14 protein-coding genes and 1 pseudogene are annotated in these 15,790 nt (G+C 60.7%); 3 read left to right on the top strand and 12 right to left on the bottom strand.

The features are described from left to right. The first annotated feature begins 115 nt into the window (after window positions 1-115). Window positions 116-310, top strand: a complete 195-nt coding sequence (locus tag SynROS8604_RS08365) for a hypothetical protein (protein ID WP_038013221.1) — start codon at window positions 116-118, stop codon at window positions 308-310. A 1-nt stretch (window position 311) separates the two neighbouring features. Here the strand turns inward: SynROS8604_RS08365 and murF are convergent, their stop codons facing one another. Genes murF through menD form a run of 6 tightly spaced genes read right to left on the bottom strand, consistent with a single transcriptional unit; the run spans window position 312 to window position 7,548 of the window. Beyond that, complete coding sequence (gene murF, locus SynROS8604_RS08360) at window positions 312-1,682, bottom strand: UDP-N-acetylmuramoyl-tripeptide--D-alanyl-D-alanine ligase (RefSeq protein WP_186543625.1); 1,371 nt, start codon at window positions 1,680-1,682, stop codon at window positions 312-314. A gap of 2 nt (window positions 1,683-1,684) precedes the next feature. Beyond that, entirely contained in the window at window positions 1,685-2,566 is an 882-nt protein-coding gene (locus SynROS8604_RS08355; RefSeq protein ID WP_186543624.1) for a hypothetical protein, read from the bottom strand. 18 nt (window positions 2,567-2,584) lie between these two features. Next, window positions 2,585-4,141 (bottom strand): glycogen synthase GlgA, encoded by a 1,557-nt coding sequence (gene glgA / locus SynROS8604_RS08350; RefSeq protein ID WP_186543623.1) that lies wholly within the window; start codon window positions 4,139-4,141, stop codon window positions 2,585-2,587. A gap of 59 nt (window positions 4,142-4,200) precedes the next feature. Continuing rightward, window positions 4,201-4,890, bottom strand: a complete 690-nt coding sequence (locus tag SynROS8604_RS08345) for a L,D-transpeptidase (protein ID WP_255444963.1) — start codon at window positions 4,888-4,890, stop codon at window positions 4,201-4,203. Between the two features lie 43 nt (window positions 4,891-4,933). Next, the gene (gene menB / locus SynROS8604_RS08340; protein WP_186543622.1) at window positions 4,934-5,809 is read right to left on the bottom strand and encodes a 1,4-dihydroxy-2-naphthoyl-CoA synthase; all 876 of its coding nucleotides are present in this window, start codon (window positions 5,807-5,809) and stop codon (window positions 4,934-4,936) included. Window positions 5,810-5,814: 5 nt separating this feature from the next. Next, on the bottom strand, window positions 5,815-7,548 hold the full coding sequence (gene menD / locus SynROS8604_RS08335; RefSeq protein ID WP_186543621.1) for a 2-succinyl-5-enolpyruvyl-6-hydroxy-3-cyclohexene-1-carboxylic-acid synthase: 1,734 nt from the start codon (window positions 7,546-7,548) through the stop codon (window positions 5,815-5,817). Between the two features lie 86 nt (window positions 7,549-7,634). Here menD and lepB point away from each other — a divergent pair, with 86 nt between their 5' ends. Both lepB and SynROS8604_RS08325 read left to right on the top strand, forming a co-directional pair. Continuing rightward, window positions 7,635-8,249 carry a signal peptidase I gene (lepB, locus tag SynROS8604_RS08330; RefSeq protein ID WP_186543620.1) on the top strand — a complete coding sequence of 205 codons (615 nt, stop codon included), beginning with the start codon at window positions 7,635-7,637 and terminating at the stop codon, window positions 8,247-8,249. A gap of 15 nt (window positions 8,250-8,264) precedes the next feature. Further along, entirely contained in the window at window positions 8,265-8,618 is a 354-nt protein-coding gene (locus SynROS8604_RS08325; protein WP_186545898.1) for a DUF760 domain-containing protein, read from the top strand. An 83-nt stretch (window positions 8,619-8,701) separates the two neighbouring features. Here SynROS8604_RS08325 and SynROS8604_RS08320 read toward each other — a convergent pair whose 3' ends face one another. From SynROS8604_RS08320 to SynROS8604_RS08300, 6 genes and pseudogenes are all read right to left on the bottom strand, one after another. After that, window positions 8,702-9,871 carry a DUF4336 domain-containing protein gene (locus SynROS8604_RS08320; protein WP_186543619.1) on the bottom strand — a complete coding sequence of 390 codons (1,170 nt, stop codon included), beginning with the start codon at window positions 9,869-9,871 and terminating at the stop codon, window positions 8,702-8,704. A gap of 133 nt (window positions 9,872-10,004) precedes the next feature. After that, entirely contained in the window at window positions 10,005-10,196 is a 192-nt protein-coding gene (locus SynROS8604_RS15880) for a MerR family DNA-binding protein (protein ID WP_255442426.1), read from the bottom strand. Window positions 10,197-10,420: 224 nt separating this feature from the next. Continuing rightward, window positions 10,421-10,834 (bottom strand): annotated as a pseudogene (locus tag SynROS8604_RS15875) (EamA family transporter); the annotation flags it as partial. A 27-nt stretch (window positions 10,835-10,861) separates the two neighbouring features. Next, a complete protein-coding gene (locus SynROS8604_RS08310) occupies window positions 10,862-12,031 on the bottom strand; it encodes an efflux RND transporter periplasmic adaptor subunit (RefSeq protein ID WP_115070378.1) in 1,170 nt (389 codons plus the stop codon). Beyond that, window positions 12,028-15,159 (bottom strand): efflux RND transporter permease subunit, encoded by a 3,132-nt coding sequence (locus SynROS8604_RS08305; RefSeq protein ID WP_186543618.1) that lies wholly within the window; start codon window positions 15,157-15,159, stop codon window positions 12,028-12,030. Before SynROS8604_RS08305 ends, SynROS8604_RS08310 begins: the two co-directional genes overlap by 4 nt. Continuing rightward, entirely contained in the window at window positions 15,152-15,766 is a 615-nt protein-coding gene (locus SynROS8604_RS08300) for a hypothetical protein (RefSeq protein WP_244278983.1), read from the bottom strand. Before SynROS8604_RS08300 ends, SynROS8604_RS08305 begins: the two co-directional genes overlap by 8 nt. Between the last annotated feature and the right edge of the window lie 24 nt (window positions 15,767-15,790).

Raw genomic sequence — 15,790 nt, 5'->3', positions numbered from 1 at the left:
CGATCTTGATCACTGGTCTGTTGAAGGCGGATCCGAATCAACAGACTTTTTTCACAGCGTTCCCTTGGCCAGCGTTCATGGATGCGTAAGCGTGGGGCGACAGGTTATGAGTTCCATGTCTGATCAAAAGCTGTTTACTGTTCGTTATCGCGATGCCAGTAGCGATCGCCACGAACAATCCTTTTATGCCGGCGATGCCTTTGAAGCGCGGGTTTTAGCGATGGAGGAAATTCGCTACATTCATGATCATCCCCATGCGATTGATTTGATCCGCTGCGAAGAGCACGCGGATGTGACCAAAGCCGCCTGAGCTAGAGCTCTGGCAGTAACGGCAGCAACCGTTCCAATGCAATCCCTCGACTGGCTTTCAAGAGCACGGTGTCTCCAGGCTTCAGCCATTCCATGAGAGGTTCAGCAGCCTGCTCGGGCGTTTCGACCAAGCGAAACCGTGACAACGACGAACTTGCCTCTGTGATCGCCTGGGCTTCTCGTCCGCTAGCGACAGCTACTAATCCATCCAGGTTCAAGCTTGCAGCGTGATCGATGATCGCCTGATGCAGGCGAACACTGTCGTCTCCGAGCTCCAACATGGTGCCGAGCACGGCATAGCGTCGACCTGGTTGAGATGCCAATAAATCCAACGCCGCCAACATGGCTTCCGGTGAAGCGTTGTACGTCTCATCGAGAATCGTTAAGGCACCGATCTGTCGCCGGCGATTGCGACCTCCTGGTACGTCTACATCCAGCTGTTCAAGATCTGCAGGAGACACGCCGAGACTGTCGGCGACGGCGAGCGCCAGCATCAGGTTGCGCGCATTATGTCTTCCTTCTAGGGGGCAGTGATAGAGGTGATTCCGGAGAGTGATCTGCCCAGTGGAAGGGTTGTAATCACCGAGATCATTAGCCCCTTGATCAGAGTTGTTGGCATCATCAACCAGGGCCACACGCCGGACGCGACCACTCCAACAGCGAGCAAGGGCCGCATCCAACAGCGGGTCTCCAGCGGGAATGATGACAAGGCCATTGGTTGAAAGGGCTGCTGTGATCTCGCATTTGGCCGAGGCAATCGCCTCGCGACTGCCTAAGCGACCAATATGTGCAGTGCCGATATTGGTGATCACGGCAATCTCTGGTTCTGCACAACGCGATAAGCGTTCAATTTCCCCGGGCCCGCGCATCCCCATCTCCACCACGACAGCGGCGTGGTGCTCTTCTATCCCGAGCAATGTGAGTGGAACACCCACGTCGTTGTTGTTGTTGCCAATACTGGCTTGAATGTCTCCAAGTGGTGCCAGTGCGGCGCGAATCATCTCTCTTGTGGTGGTCTTTCCGGCGGAGCCTGTGACGGCCACAACAGCGCAGTTCAGGTTGCGCCGCACGAGACAAGCGATCTGTTGGTAGGCCTCCAGCGTGTCGTCCACGCTCCAGTGGAGCAAGTTTTGCGGCACTGGGATCTCACTATCTCGGGCGACCACAGCGGCCTGGATTCCTTGCTCCGTGGCAGACGCGAGGAAGCGATGGCCATCAAAGCGTTCACCGCGTAACGGCACAAAAAAGGCGCCTGGAATGAGCAGTCGGCTATCCGTGCAGATTGGTCCCAAGCGTTGTTGGAGGTTGGGCGCTGCGCCATCACCCCGTTGTGGAGGCCCCCAGAGCGAAATGAGATCAGCGAGATCCAGCACCTTCAAACCCTCTTTGGATCGAACACGATCATGCCTCCACCGATCCTTGCCGGTCGAGCCAAGAGATCTTGTTGGTCATTCACAAGACGAAGATCGGCGTATCCCTGGTCTTCCAGTCGGGTCCACCAGGCTTCGGCTAATTGTTGGCGTTGCTCTGGAGAGCGTTGCCTCCAAGCCTCCGCATCGATGACCAGGGTCACGGCGTTGCGCTCCGGTTGGGGTTGGGCCGAAACAATCAGGGCTGATCCCTTTCTGCTAGCTGAGATTCCTGCTGAACTGCCAGCTGTGCTGCTATCGGAGCTGCTTTCTTCTGCCAGAAGCTCGAGCAGAGGATCAAAGCGCAACAGATCTGAGGATGGCTCTGCCGAAGGCGGCTCGAGTTCCTGGTTCCTCAGCTCAGGATCTTGTTCAGTGGTGCTGAGCGCTTCTGGGCCACTGGTGTTGGAGCTGGTGCTGGAGCTGCTGGGATTGGTGTCCGTTGGGGTGCCCACCATGTCGTTGTTGTCGAGATCGGTCTCCAGGTTCGTGGGGATGGGCAGGGGACGCGCTTCAGGGAGAGGGGTGGTGCGGACGCGCTCTACCTCCGGAGGTGAGGGTGGCGACGGGTCGTGAAGGATTTCACGCAGCTGAATCCCGCCCAGGACAAGCAACGTCAGGATGAACCCCAGCAGCGCAGGCCAAAACAGGGACGCCAATGGCTCTGGCCAGAAGGCTGGAACGGAAAGATCGCCCTCACGGTTTCGGCGCCAGAGCTCTTGGCTCCGTAAGCGCAGATCGGCGCTAACGGCCCGCAGATCTTGGCCGAGGGCCTTCCAGGGACTGTTGTAAGGAGCCGGGAGGGCGCTTTCGTTGTCAGATGGCTGCGGTTCGAAGGAATCCTGCATTCGTGCTTGCCTGCAGCATCAGCGTCGCTGACCACCAAACAGTCTGGCTAATGGGTTGCGTGAGCCGGGTCCTTTAGCCACATCTTCGTTGGGTTGTTCAGGGGGGCTGGTGGGGGCTTCGCGTTGGCCTGGGTCCAAGGAGGGATCGGCATCCTGGCCTTGGGAGAACTGTTCCACGGCAGCGGCATCGGGACCTGGCTCCTTGAGGCCACAGACCTCCCGGTACATCTGGTCGTATTCCAGGGCGGAACGCGCCCAGCTGTAGTCCTGCTCCATGCCCCGTCGCTGCAGCTCGCGCCAGCTGTCTTGATGGCGGAACGCTTCCCAGGAGCGCACGAGGGCGGTGAAGAAATCCACGGGATCGAATCGATCGAAGCAGAAGCCCGTGCCGCTTTGTTGTGCTGGATCGTGAGGAGGAACCGTATCGACCAAACCACCCACTTTGCGCACCACCGGCACGCATCCGTAGCGCATGGCGAGCAATTGGCTGATGCCACAGGGCTCAAACCGACTGGGCATCAGAAAGGCGTCACTGCCCGCGTAAATCAAGCGCGAGAGGTCGTCGTCGTAGGTGAGGAACACCGACACGCGTCCTGGATGGCGGGAGGCCATCTGCCAAAGACCGGACTCCAAGCCGCGATCACCGGTGCCGAGCACCACGATTTGGGTGTCGGTGTAGGCGAGCAATCGATCGGCTACTTGCAACAGCAGATCGACGCCTTTTTGATCAACCAGACGGCTCACCATGCCCAGCAGATAGGCATCTGGCCTGACTTCAAGCCCCATGCGCTCCTGGAGCACCTGTTTGTTGCGGGCGCGACCGGACAAATCATCGGCACTGAAGGTGGCGGGTAAGGCCCGATCGGTGGCTGGATTCCAGGCCTCAAGATCAATGCCGTTGAGGATGCCGCGCAGCTTGCCGGAGATGTAATTGAGCAACCCATCCAGCTTTTCGCCGTATTCCGAGGTGCGGATCTCTCTGGAGTAGGTGGGAGACACCGCATTCACGCCATCGGCGTAGAGCAGGGCAGCAGCCATGGTGTGGTCGCCTTGCATGTACCAAGGGCACCAGGTCATCCGGTCGAGCTTCCAGCGCCAGGGGCCCTGGTATTTCAGGTTGTGGATGGTGAAGACGGTGCTGATTTCAGGGTCCTGGTGCATCCAGACCGGAATCATCCCGGTGTGCCAGTCATGGCAATGGAGAACATTCGGCTTCCAGACGTTCCAGGAAAATTCAGCCGCAGCACTGGCAAAAAAGGTGAAGCGCCAATCCTCATCTTCTCCGCCATAGATCCGTTCCGGATCAAAAACCGGATGTCCGACGAGGTAGATGGTGAGGCCATTGGTGGGATGGCGGGTTTCAAAAACCGCGAAATCGGTCCCCATGGTCTGGCCTCGCCAGATTGGTTCCGTAGGGATGTCGAGTCGGGACCAGAGCTTGCCGTATCCCGGCATGATCAAGCGCACATCGTGCCCCAGAGCCTTCAATGCCGGGGGAAGGGATCCGACCACATCGCCCATCCCACCGACTTTCACCATCGGGGCGCATTCGGCGGCGGCAAACAGCACGCGCATGGACGATCAAACCTGAGAAGCCGCGAGACTTTAGACGCATAACCGCCTTGTGATCGCTTTCAAGGGAGCACGGTCACCTGTGTCCCCACCCTCACGAGATCGAATACCTCCTGAACGTTCTCTTCATACAGGCGTACGCAGCCGTGGGAAACAGCCCGGCCAACGGTCCAGCGATAGGGCGTTCCGTGGAACCCGGCCACGGTGCAGCCATTGATATCCAGGTATTGCTCCCCGTCCCAGCCCGAGCGCCCCTTGCAATCGCGGTAGAAGCCAATCCAGCGTGATCCCAGTGGGTTTTTTTCGCTTTCAGCCTCCACAAGGTCACCGCTCACCGGATGGGTCCACACAGGTTCCTTCACCTTTTCAAACACCCGGAAGCGTCCGGCAGGGGTCTCCCAGCCTGTGGTGCCTACCGCCGCTGGATAGCGGCGTGTCATTCGGCCATCCCTCAACACCAACAATTGATGGTGCTTGCGGTCGAGCACGAGCTGGAGCCCATCGCGCTCCATTACATCGGCGGGTACACGGGCCAATGAGGCGGCATCGCTCACTGGAATGGCGAGGGGCGGGATTGGATCGGATTTGCGTTTTGGACTCTCCTCTGGAGCCTCCAGCAAAATCTCGCCCTTCACCTCTGTTCGCAGGGTTTCGCCAACCTCTTGTGCTGAGGCCATTCCTGCCGCTGCGACGAGCAGCGAGGCGGTGAGCAGCGCAGCAGGCATCAACTGAGCACGCTTTTGAAACCGCATCCGATGGGGCAAAACAGCTTTCTTTTTTTAGCGACTTCTGTGGCTAAGGCAGCCATGGCGTGTCGGAAAAATCTGGATTGCGCTTCTCCAGGAAGGCATTGCGGCCCTCCTGGCCCTCCTCGGTTCGATAAAACAGATGGGTGGCCTGTCCGGCCAATTCCTGGATGCCAGCTAAGCCATCGGTTTCTGCATTGAACGCTGCTTTGAGGCAGCGAATCGCCGTTGGGCTGTGTTGCAGCACCTCTCTGGCCCAACGCACCCCTTCGGCCTCGAGAGCTTCTAGGGGAACCACCGCATTCACAAGGCTCATGCCTAGGGCCTCGTCGGCGCCGTATTGACGGCAGAGAAACCAGATCTCCTTGGCTTTGCGCTGGCCCACCACGCGAGCCAGATAGCCGGCACCAAAGCCGCCATCAAAACTGCCAACCCGTGGCCCGGTTTGACCAAACACAGCGTTCTCTGCCGCCAGGCTGAGGTCGCAGAGCAGATGCAGCACCTGACCGCCACCGATTGCATACCCCGCCACCAGAGCGATCACCACCTTGGGCAGGCTGCGAATGATGCGTTGAAGGTCGAGCACGTTGAGGCGGGGCAGGCCTGTTTCGTCGAGATAGCCCCCATCGCCGCGCACGCTTTGATCACCACCTGAACAAAAGGCGTAGCCCCCATCGGCGGCGGGGCCCACACCGGTGAGCAGCACCACGCCGATGCGGCTGTCATCGCGGATCCGGGCAAAGGCGTCACAGAGCTCCGACACCGTTCGAGGCCGGAAGGCGTTGCGCTTGGTGGGTCGATTGATCGCTAGCCGGGCAATGCCCTCATCACAGCGATCCAGCAGCACATCTTCGTAGGTTCCCCAGGGCTGCCAGTTCACTCCGCTGGATCCAGGGAGCACCTGCCGGATGACGGGCTCTGGCATGGCGATCAGGAAAGGCTGGAATCCTGTTGTAACGCCTCACGCAGATTGCGGCGAAGCTGGGCGTCGCTGCGGCGATCGGTGCACACCCTCAGGAGTGCTGGTCCAGATCTATCCAACCCCCATTCCAGGGCGGTGGGGAGATCGTCGAGGCAGGCGAGCTGACGCACGGGGATGGAATGGGCTGCGGCCAGAGCGAGGGGGTCCACCCGTTGGGGCATGGCAAACAGCTGATCAAAGCCATCGCTGGGGGTGGTTTCGATGGGCAGTTGTTCGAAAATGCCGCCGCCGGCGTTGTCGATCAACAGCACGAACAAGGGCAGCTGGTTAGCGCTGGCCAGGAGCCAGCCGTTGCTGTCATGCAACAGCGCTAAATCACCTGTGATCAACACCGTTGGACCGAGCTCGGCCGCTAGACCCAGGGCCAGGGAGAGGGTGCCATCGATGCCGGAGGCACCCCGAAAGCTGAAACAGCGCCGGCTCCCGGTATCGCCTGCGGCAAAGGCTTGCCAATCACGCACTGGACTGCTGGCAGCGAGCATCACAGGCAGCGCAGCTGGCAACAGCTGCGCTAAGGCCAGCATCAAGGCGGGTTCATTGGCGGCTCCCTGGATCGGCAGCAGGGCCGAGAGGCGCTTGCCAACAGCAGCGTCTGCGTTTTCCCAGCCGTTGAGCAGCGACCGTGTTTGCTGTGCGCCAGCCGAGGCCTCAGCAGGAGAGCGATTGAGCTGGGGGCTGAGCTGTTGCCACCACTGCGCTAGGCCGCTGCTCCATTGCTGGGCGACGTCGAGCGGATCGAGGGGCCGTGGATCACCTTCTGTGATCAGAAGTTGTGGCCCTTGCTGGCTCGCTAGCCAGGCCTCGAGGCGTCGACTGGCCGGCATCGAGCCCAGGCGCAGCACCTGGGCGTTGGCGGGCAGCTGGCTTAAACCATTGGGGAGCAGCAGATCCCAAGAGCGAATCACGCCCCCTAAGCCGTTTGGGATCGCTGCGAGGGGATCGGCGAGTACAGGCCAGCCACTGCGTTTCTGAAAGGCGGTGAGGGCCTGTTGGTAGGGCGCAAGCGTGGCACTTAATCCTCGCCAGGGTCCGGCAACGACCACTCCTGGTTGATCAGGATCGAGGGCAGGTGCCGCGGAGTGGCTGGTGGGCTTCCAGAGCTCTGGGTTGGGGGTGATGGACTCAGGCTCTGTGCGTTTCCACTGGCTCCAAAACGCGTTCTGCTGATTCAGATCCGGGAGCAGGGGCTCTTCAAAGGGAACGTTGAGATGCACAGGTCCGGGCTGCTGATGCAGATGCCGCCAGGCGTTCTCAGCCAGGGCTTGCAGCTCCTGCTCCATCCCTGCGTTGAGGCCATCCAACGGTCCTGATCCGCACCAGCGGCAGACCGGAATCAAAAAGGCTTCCTGATTCACAGTTTGATTGGCCCCTTTGTTTTTGAGCCTTAGGGGCCGATCGGCGCTGATCAGCAGCAGGGGCTGGCTGGAGCGATCCGCTTCTACGGCTGCTGGGAGAAGATTGGCCACCGCCGTTCCGGAGGTGGTGATGACGGCCGTGGCAACACCCGAGGCGTTGGAGCGACCAAGAGCATGAAACCCAGCAGAGCGCTCATCGATTGCCGTGCTGAGCGTGATCAATCCAGCACGCTGCAAGCCAGCGGCCGCAAGAGCTAAGGGGCCTGAGCGACTGCCAGGACAAAGCACCACGTGGCGCAGACCCTGTTGCTGAAGGGTCTGCAGCAACAGGACAGCAGCCTGCAGATTGGTGAGGGCCTGCGTCAGGGGAGTGGTGATGGCTAATGCGATCCTCGGCTAACGCAGAACCTGCCATGGCACCCACTCCCAACTCAGAACCCAAGCGCAACAGTTGGATAGGCCTGCTGGTGTGGATGGTGTTGGCCCTGCTCCTGCGTTGGCAGGTGATCGAACCCCGCTGGATTCCCTCCGGTTCGATGTTGCCCACCTTGCAGTTGCAAGACCGGATCTTGGTGGAAAAAATCACGCCCAAACTGAACCGTCAACGGCACAAACCGATTGGCCTGGATCAAATCGTGGTGTTTGCGGTCCCCCCCCAGCTCGTAGAGGCTGGCTACGACGCCAATGCTGCTTTGATCAAGCGTGTGGTGGGCCGCCCGGGCGACACGATTGAAGTGCGAGACGGCGCGTTGCTGCGCAACAACATCCCTGTGCCAGAAGACTGGAAGCCTGCGGAGATGGAGTACGACCAGGGGCCTCTCACTGTTCCCCAGGGGCAGTACTGGGTGCTGGGTGACAACCGTAATGCCAGCCTTGATTCCCATGTATGGGGAGCGCTACCTGATGAGCGGGTGATTGGCACCGCGGTGTGGCGTTATTGGCCCTTAAACCGGTTCGGTCCGATTCGGTTCTCACACCAAGATTCGGAGGTGCCCCAGATAGCAGCTGCGATAGGGTCTAATGACTGACGACAGGTGGGCAGGATGTTCAATCCAGAGTTCCTAACCACGGATAGCCAGGATGGCCAGCCCGTTAACGGCTTGATCCAATACCTCCAGGACCAATCGCCGGACGTGTTGCAGCGTGTAGCCCGTTCTGCCAGTAACGATATTCAAGACATTATTCGCCACAACGTTCAGGGTTTGCTGGGCATGCTTCCCGGTGAGCAATTTGAGGTCAAGGTGACGGCCAATCGAGACAATTTGGCCAACATGCTGGCATCCGCGATGATGACGGGCTATTTCTTGCGCCAGATGGAGCAGCGTAAGGAGTTAGAGGAAACGCTTTTCGCTGACGATGAAATGGCCGTGAATCCAGACGACGATCTCAATCTTTAAGCATTTTTTCTTAGTTCAAAGTGGCCAATCCGTCTGTTTCAAAGACTTTAAAATTGCGTAATTGATGGACTGGTTTGTAAAAATCAGTCTTTTTTTAATGGTTCTTCTGGTACAACTCCAAGCTCTAAAAGCCGCTGATCGATACCACTGAGGAAGCTCCAATTGCCTTCATTGGGTGCCCAATTTTTCTGTTGCAATTCCGATCGCAAAGCGGATGCATGTTGCGCGCTAAAGGCAAGCGGCGCGCTGTAATGCGCCGGGATCAACCAGCGCAGATCCGCATGGGATTCCAGTTTTTCAAGCCAGGCGTTGATCGCCTGTTGGGCTCGCGGTAACACCAGCCGTTCCAGCACTGGAGCCACCTGCAACTTGGCGGTTTCCTCCCCCATCAAGGCTGCAGCATCGTCACGCCAGCCGGTTTGCCAATCGAAGGGATACACCCCGAAGTGGGCTTTCCACGACCGTAACCCTGGCCGGAAGGCGTGGCGCAACAGCTCGGCGATCGGTGGCACGCGCAGGCAATGGGGCCGCAGATAGGAGGCAAACAGCACCAACCGGGCCCAGCCACGACGGCGAGCCTCGGGGGAATCATTCAGGGGTTGATCACCCCGATCGCGCGCATGAAACAGCAAGGGGGTGGGATCGCGATCAAAGATCGCGGGTGGTGAGACGTGAATGCCCACCAGGGCATCGGTAATCAACAGGGCGCCGCTGGGTTGATGCAGGCAACTGATCTCCTGAAAGCGGCCAACACCGAGATCGAGGGGGCCAAGCGAAATCCATTGGCAGATCTCGGGATGGGGCACACCATCCGTGAGCAAAACTTTGGTGCGTGCTGCCGGCACCCCGAGCCAGCTCAGGGGAAGTTGCACTGGAAAACTCCACTGCCCTGGGCAGACCCAGACATCAGCCCTGGGGAAGGCGCGTGCGAGCGGGCCGAGCGGAAGCTTGTGCTCCAGACCGGATGCGGTGGGCAACACGATCGAGAGCACGGGCCCATGCTCCGCTTCCAGGGCACTAAGGCCAGCGAGCAATTCAGCAGTGGGGGGCAGCGGATTCACCAGCATCAAGCCACCGGGCACCTTCACCACGGTGAGCCGGATCGGCACGGCCACGTAATAGACGCCCTGGAGCTGCTCAAAGCTCCACACCTGGCCAGGAATCAGCTCTTCAACGTGGGTGGCGCGCTGACCATAGGGATACAGCGGCAGCAGCGGCCAGAAACCCCAGTACTGGTCGGCACGACTATTCATGGCCAAGCCTCTCGCGCACCCTGGATTCGATAGCTCCACCCCCATGATCACAGGTCTTGATCACCGATCGAGCACCCGCAGCAAAAGACCAGATTCAACCGAAGCCTGAGCACTGCGCTGATCGCGCAACGCATCAACGGCCGCCGCAGCGCTCCCAGGTGTTCAACATCGTGTTGAGTTCGGCTTCCAGGCTCTGTAGTTCGTGGACGCGCTGCTGAATCTCGGTGAGCTTGCCGCGGATCGTGGCCTGGAGATCGTTGCAGGTGCAATTCCCGGATCGCCGTGCACCCAGCACAGTGCCAACCGTCGCCAGCGGTAGATCCATGGCCCGCAGACGGCGGCAGGTGGAAAGGGATGCCCCAGGACCCAGGCAAGAACGAGCATGGGCAGCGATGCACCCAGTGCCTTGACGGTGGCAATCTGAATCGGATCGCGCAGACTCAGGCGTTGGCTGAGGTTGTTGTCGATCCCCCAGGCCAGGGTCGCCAGAGCGATCAGGGCAGCTCCGGTGGCATTGACACCGCCGAGTGATCCATCCGAAAGAACGATGGCCCCAGCGATGGTGAGCGCTGCTGCCGCAGCGCCGCGTTTGCCGAGATGTTCACGCCCCACCAGAACAGCGATGGCCAGGGTGAAGACGGTCTCAAGGTTGAGCAACAGTGAACTCGATGCGGCTGGTAACCGCGCCAGGCCGTGAACCAGGGCAACGGGCCCGACGATCCCGCCCAGAAGGATCAACCCAGCCAAGGCAGGCGCATCACGCCGTTGGAGGGGGCTTTCATCCTGGGTTCGGCCTTTCATCAGCCGAACAATCGCCAGAGCCAGAGTCGTCCCTGCGTAGAGCAACCCGGCAATGCTCAGGGACGAACCGCTGGCCGTGAACGTACTGATCAGTGGGGCGCTGCATCCGAACAGCACGGCCGCAGCGAAGCCAGAGAGTTGACCGCATCTCAAGGATGCCATCGGTTTGATCGGGTTGCTGAACTTCACTCAGTTCTGGCTGCTGTCCTTGGAAGCATCCAGTGCGTTGCGCAACATCTGCGTGTTGCCTCTCAGGAGCACATCACCTTGACGAACACCCTGAAGGATTTCCGCTTGCCCCGCCGTTTGCTGGGCCACCACCACAGCAACCTGTTCCACAGCCCCCCGTTGATAGCGAAAGACCACCGGTGATCCATTGATCAGGGCAATGGAATCCTGCGGAACAATGAACCGTTGCTCGGAGGATGGGATCTGCACAAAGGCCGTGATAGCTGTTCCGATCGGTGGGAGTTGAGCATCAATAGGTTGCGCGCGGAGCAGCATCACGCGCCCGGCGGTTTGCGCATCAGGTGCCACAGCGATCACCCGTGCCTGCAGCGTCTGAGCTCCCGCTCGAACGCGCAGCAGCTGTCCGGTCCTGATGTTCGTGGCGAGTCCCGGTGACACGAGGAAGCGAAGCTCACCCCCTGTGACATCACTGATCTGGGCCACGTCTTCCCCCACAGACAGGACGGCACCGGGTGAGGTGCTCACAGCAGTGACCTGACCGGCAATTGGACTGCGAATCAACAGACGCCCTGAATCATCAGGCTTCCCTAGCGCTGAAGCCTTGGCAGCGGCTGCCCTGGCTGTCGTCGCGGCTGTAACGCTGGCGATGCGGCGGCTTTCCAGCTCCTGGGTCGAGAGTGCACCTTGCCGTGCCATGGGTTCGGCAAGGCGGTACAGGTATGCGAGCGAGTGCGCCGTGGCCTGCGCTGCATCGGCATCGGCGCGTACAGCAGCCGCATCAGCGCTTTGGACTTCTGCGATCGGTTCGCCAGCACGAACACGGGTGCCCGGTGACACCATCAGACGTAAAACACGTCCCGCCACAGGCATCCCCACGCTTGAGCGCGACGATGTTGCTGCTTCAACAAAACCAGTGATCGGACGTTCCGTGCCCGAGCTCAGTTCGGGGCGAACAGTGGTCAATCCCAATCGCCGAAGCTGGTCTTCGCTGAGAGCCACGCTGCCATTGGCATCCGCACGGTCCATCGCCGCAACCGATGGCGCAGAGACCGGCCGGCTGCTCTGGCGACCCACACCGATTCCAACCAGCAGAGATGCGGAGATCGCCAGAGGAAGAAGCACGCCGGGTTGGCGCAGGTGATGCGTGAGGTGGTTAAGGCTCAGGTTCATGACGGGAGAGAGGCAAGAGACGACGCCGAACCGTCGCGGGCGGGCAGCAGCCAATGGCCAAAGCGTGCATAGAGCGCCGGGAGCACCAGCAGGGTCAGGGCCGTGGAGGTGATCAATCCACCGAGCACCACCACAGCCAACGGTTGCAGGATTTCATTCCCGGCCCCGAAAGCGAGTGCAAGAGGCAAGGCTCCGAGTGCCGAGGAGAGGGCTGTCATCAGGATGGCGTTGAGGCGCTCCAGGCTTCCCTCACGGATCACCTCGCCCAGGGGTTGCCCTGCGCCGTGGCGGCGGTTGTAGTTGTCCACCAGCAACAACCCATTGCGCACGGCGATGCCAAACAGCGTGATGAAGCCGATCAACGAGGCGATCGATAGCACTCCTCCCGTGAGCAACACCGCCACCACACCTCCGATCAGGGCCAGGGGCAGGTTGAGCATGATCGCCACTGTGGCGGGCACTGATTTCACCGAAATCACCATCAGCACACCGATCACCACTGCGGCAACAGCGCTGTAGAAGACCAGAGACGCGGTTGCCCGCTCTTCTGATTCAAATTGACCGCCATAGCGAATGGTGTAGCCCTGAGGTAAACGCACATCCCGGGTGATGGTGCGCTGAATATCTTTCACCACACTGCCAAGGGGCCGACCGTTGACATTGGCCGAGACCACAATCAAGCGGGAAACATCTTCTCGGTTGACGATGTTGGCCCCCAGACCTTCCTCAACCCAGGCAACACTGCCGAGAGGAACGGTCATGCCATTGCTGAAGGCCACCGGCAACGAGCGGATGGCCTCCAGGTTCTGGCGAGCATTCTCCTGAAGCTGCACGAGCACATCGCTGCGCACACCCCCTTCCACCACGTGGCCCACCACCTTGCCGTTGAGCGCGATCTCCACTGCTTGCGACAGCTCCTCCACCGTGAGCCCGAGCGCCGCCGCGAGCGGGCGGTCGTAGTGGATCTGCACCTGGGGAATCGGCAGCTGCGGTTCCAACTGCAGATCCACCACTCCATCAATGGGTTTGATGGCCTTCTCCACCGCCTCACCGATGCGGCGCAGTTCGCCTAAATCGGTGCCGTAGATCTTGATTGCAATGGCACTGCGCACCCCCGAGAGCACTTCATCCATCCGATGGGAGATGAAGCCGCCGATGTTGGGAGCTACGCCGGGAAGCTTAAGAAAGGCTTGCCGCAGCTCGGCGATGGCAGCGGGCCGATTCGCCATGGCCTTGTCACTCAGTTCCACATCCACATGAGCCAGGTTCACACCAGCTCCATCGGCATCGCCTGGAGCGCGGCCCGTGCGCACCTGCACCCACTCAAACAAAGGGTTGTCTTGCAGGGAACGGGTCAGAGCCAGCCCTGCTCGGTTGGTCATCTCCAACGACACACCTGGATACAACAACATCGAATTCACCAATGACTTTTCGCGGAATTCCGGAAGAAAGACCCGCCCCAAGGCCGGCAAGATCAGGGTGGTTGCCACGATCAGGGCCAGTGCGATCGCCAACACCCGCTGGGGTGAGCGCAGGACTAGATCCAGGATCGGGCGGTAGAGCCGCTCGGCCTGGTTAGCCAGCCAGGTGTTCTCCTCTGGCAGCTCCGCAGGCGCGAGCAGGATCGCGCACAACGCGGGTGACAGGGTCACCGCCACCAATGTGGAGGCCGCGATGGAGAGAAGATAAGCCAGGCCCATCGGCGCAAAGATGCGCCCTTCCACGCCGGTGAGCGAAAAGATCGGCGCAAACACCACCACGATGATCACGGTGGAGAACAGCACGGGCTGGCGCACCTCTACCGAGGTGTCGAACACCACCTGCAGGGGCGATTTGGGCGTGTCGCTGGCCCGGTTGCGGCGCAGCCCCCGATAGCAGTTCTCCATGTCGACGATCGAGTCGTCGACCACCGAACCGATCGCCACCACCAGCCCACCCAGGGTCATGGTGTTGATGCCCAGGCCCAGGCTCTTCATCAACATCAGGCCAATCAGCAGTGACAGCGGAATGGCGATGAGGCTGATCACGGCGGCGCGCCAGTTCATGAGAAACAGCACGATCACCACCGAAACGATCACCACCCCCTGGAGCAGCGACTCGCTCACATTGCGGATGGCACTATCGATGAAATTGCTCTGACGAAATGTGGTCTGGACCTGTACATCGTTAGGCAGCGTGCGGTTCAACTCAGTCAGCCGCTGCTCCACCGCCCGAGTCACGGTGGGTGTATCCACATCGGGCTGCTTGATCACCATCAGCACAACGGCGGGATTTCCGTTGAAACTGGCATCACCGCGTTTGAGCGCCACACCGCGCTTCACCTGGCCCAAGGTGGAGAGCAGTACCGGGCGTCCCTGCTCGCTCTGCACCGCCGCATCGGCGAGATCACTCACCTGCGTAACCTGAGCCAGGGGGCGAATCAACCGCTCCTGGCCACCCCCGATCAGGAAGCCCCCAGGGCTGGTAGCCATCGCCGAGCCAACACCCTCCATCACCGCCTGGAGCGAGACAGCCTGAGCCTGCAGCTCCTGGGGATCAAGCAGCACCTGAAACTGCTGCTCATCGCCGCCGTAGATCGTGACCTGGGCGACGCCGGGCACCGCCAGGATTGACTGGCGGTAAGAGCGCAGGATCAGCTGCTGCAGATCCATGAGCGATGTGGCGCCATCGCCGGTCACCGTGAAGGCAACCTGCAGGATCGTGCCCAGTGGCGACACCAGCGGGGAGAGCTCGGGGGGATCTGCATTGGCGGGCAGCTGGGCGCTCACCTGTTGCAGCCGCTCCGCCACGGATTGGCGGGCGCGGTAGATGTCGGCGTTCTGGTTGAACACCACCTGCACCATCGACAAACCCGGCTTGGAGGAGGAGCGCACGGTCTCCACCCCGGCAATGCCATTCACTGCCGATTCGATCGGCAGCGTGATGCGGGTTTCCACTTCTTCCGGTGAGAGCCCAGCGGCGCTGGTTTGCACATCCACCTGCGGCGGCGCGAAGGGGGGAAACACATCCAGGGGCATCTGGCTCACCGCCAGCAGGCCCCAGAGGCTGATGGCGATGGCTGCGGCAACGATCAGCCAGCGGCGAGCGATCGAAAACCGCAGCGTTGTGTTGAGCAACCGCTCAAGCATCCGTCTTCCTGCGGCGGTTCAGCCAGATAGCCCCAGCGGTGAGTACGACAACCGCGCCAGCTGCCAGGGCGGGAATGGGTAGAGCGGACGGGCTCGCCGTCGCGCTGTCCTGTGGCGCAGCGGCTTTGTTATCTGCTGCCGGCTCAGCCTGTGGTGTCTTCTTCGATTCGGCGTACAGCGAGAGGGCGCCAGAGATCACCACCTCGTCGGTGGGATCAAGGCCCTCGGTGATCACAACCCGGTCACCCTGTCTGGAACCCGTCACCACGAGAACAGGGTCGTAGGTGGTCTGGGTTTGCACGAACAGCAGTGGCTTGCCATTCGCATCGACTAGAGCAGTGGAGGGAACCGAGAGCCCATCCGGCCCTTCTTCCGGCGTTGCCGTGGCCACCCCCAACAGGGCATCGGTTTCGGCGTTGCGGCGCACCTGGCGTGCGTCGCCCTGCTGCTGAAACTCATCGCCATGGCCCACATGGGCAAGAGCGAGGGGGGCTGCGATGGGGGAGGCCAGCAGAGCCGTTGCAGCAAGGCTGGCGCTTCCCGCCAGCTGGAGGATTCGTAGAAGCAAAGGCCTGAGGAAGCAGTGGATGGGCGGAGGATGGCGCAACCGGGATGAAAAACAGATGAAACC

The organism is Synechococcus sp. ROS8604 (assembly GCF_014279655.1).
GTDB lineage: Bacteria > Cyanobacteriota > Cyanobacteriia > PCC-6307 > Cyanobiaceae > Synechococcus_C.
The sequence above is the reverse complement of the archived record's forward strand: the minus strand, read 5'-3'. Positions and strand labels throughout refer to the sequence as shown.

What these genes read in the sequence shown, in the direction of transcription:
- SynROS8604_RS08365 (WP_038013221.1), top strand. Translation starts at nt 116, where the DNA reads ATGTCTGATCAAAAGCTGTTTACTGTTCGTTATCGCGATGCCAGTAGC.
- SynROS8604_RS08355 (WP_186543624.1), bottom strand. Translation starts at nt 2,566, where the DNA reads ATGCAGGATTCCTTCGAACCGCAGCCATCTGACAACGAAAGCGCCCTC.
- glgA (WP_186543623.1), bottom strand. Translation starts at nt 4,141, where the DNA reads ATGCGCGTGCTGTTTGCCGCCGCCGAATGCGCCCCGATGGTGAAAGTC.
- SynROS8604_RS08345 (WP_255444963.1), bottom strand. Translation starts at nt 4,890, where the DNA reads ATGCGGTTTCAAAAGCGTGCTCAGTTGATGCCTGCTGCGCTGCTCACC.
- menB (WP_186543622.1), bottom strand. Translation starts at nt 5,809, where the DNA reads ATGCCAGAGCCCGTCATCCGGCAGGTGCTCCCTGGATCCAGCGGAGTG.
- lepB (WP_186543620.1), top strand. Translation starts at nt 7,635, where the DNA reads ATGGCACCCACTCCCAACTCAGAACCCAAGCGCAACAGTTGGATAGGC.
- SynROS8604_RS08325 (WP_186545898.1), top strand. Translation starts at nt 8,265, where the DNA reads ATGTTCAATCCAGAGTTCCTAACCACGGATAGCCAGGATGGCCAGCCC.
- SynROS8604_RS08320 (WP_186543619.1), bottom strand. Translation starts at nt 9,871, where the DNA reads ATGAATAGTCGTGCCGACCAGTACTGGGGTTTCTGGCCGCTGCTGCCG.
- SynROS8604_RS15880 (WP_255442426.1), bottom strand. Translation starts at nt 10,196, where the DNA reads ATGGATCTACCGCTGGCGACGGTTGGCACTGTGCTGGGTGCACGGCGA.
- SynROS8604_RS08310 (WP_115070378.1), bottom strand. Translation starts at nt 12,031, where the DNA reads ATGAACCTGAGCCTTAACCACCTCACGCATCACCTGCGCCAACCCGGC.
- SynROS8604_RS08305 (WP_186543618.1), bottom strand. Translation starts at nt 15,159, where the DNA reads ATGCTTGAGCGGTTGCTCAACACAACGCTGCGGTTTTCGATCGCTCGC.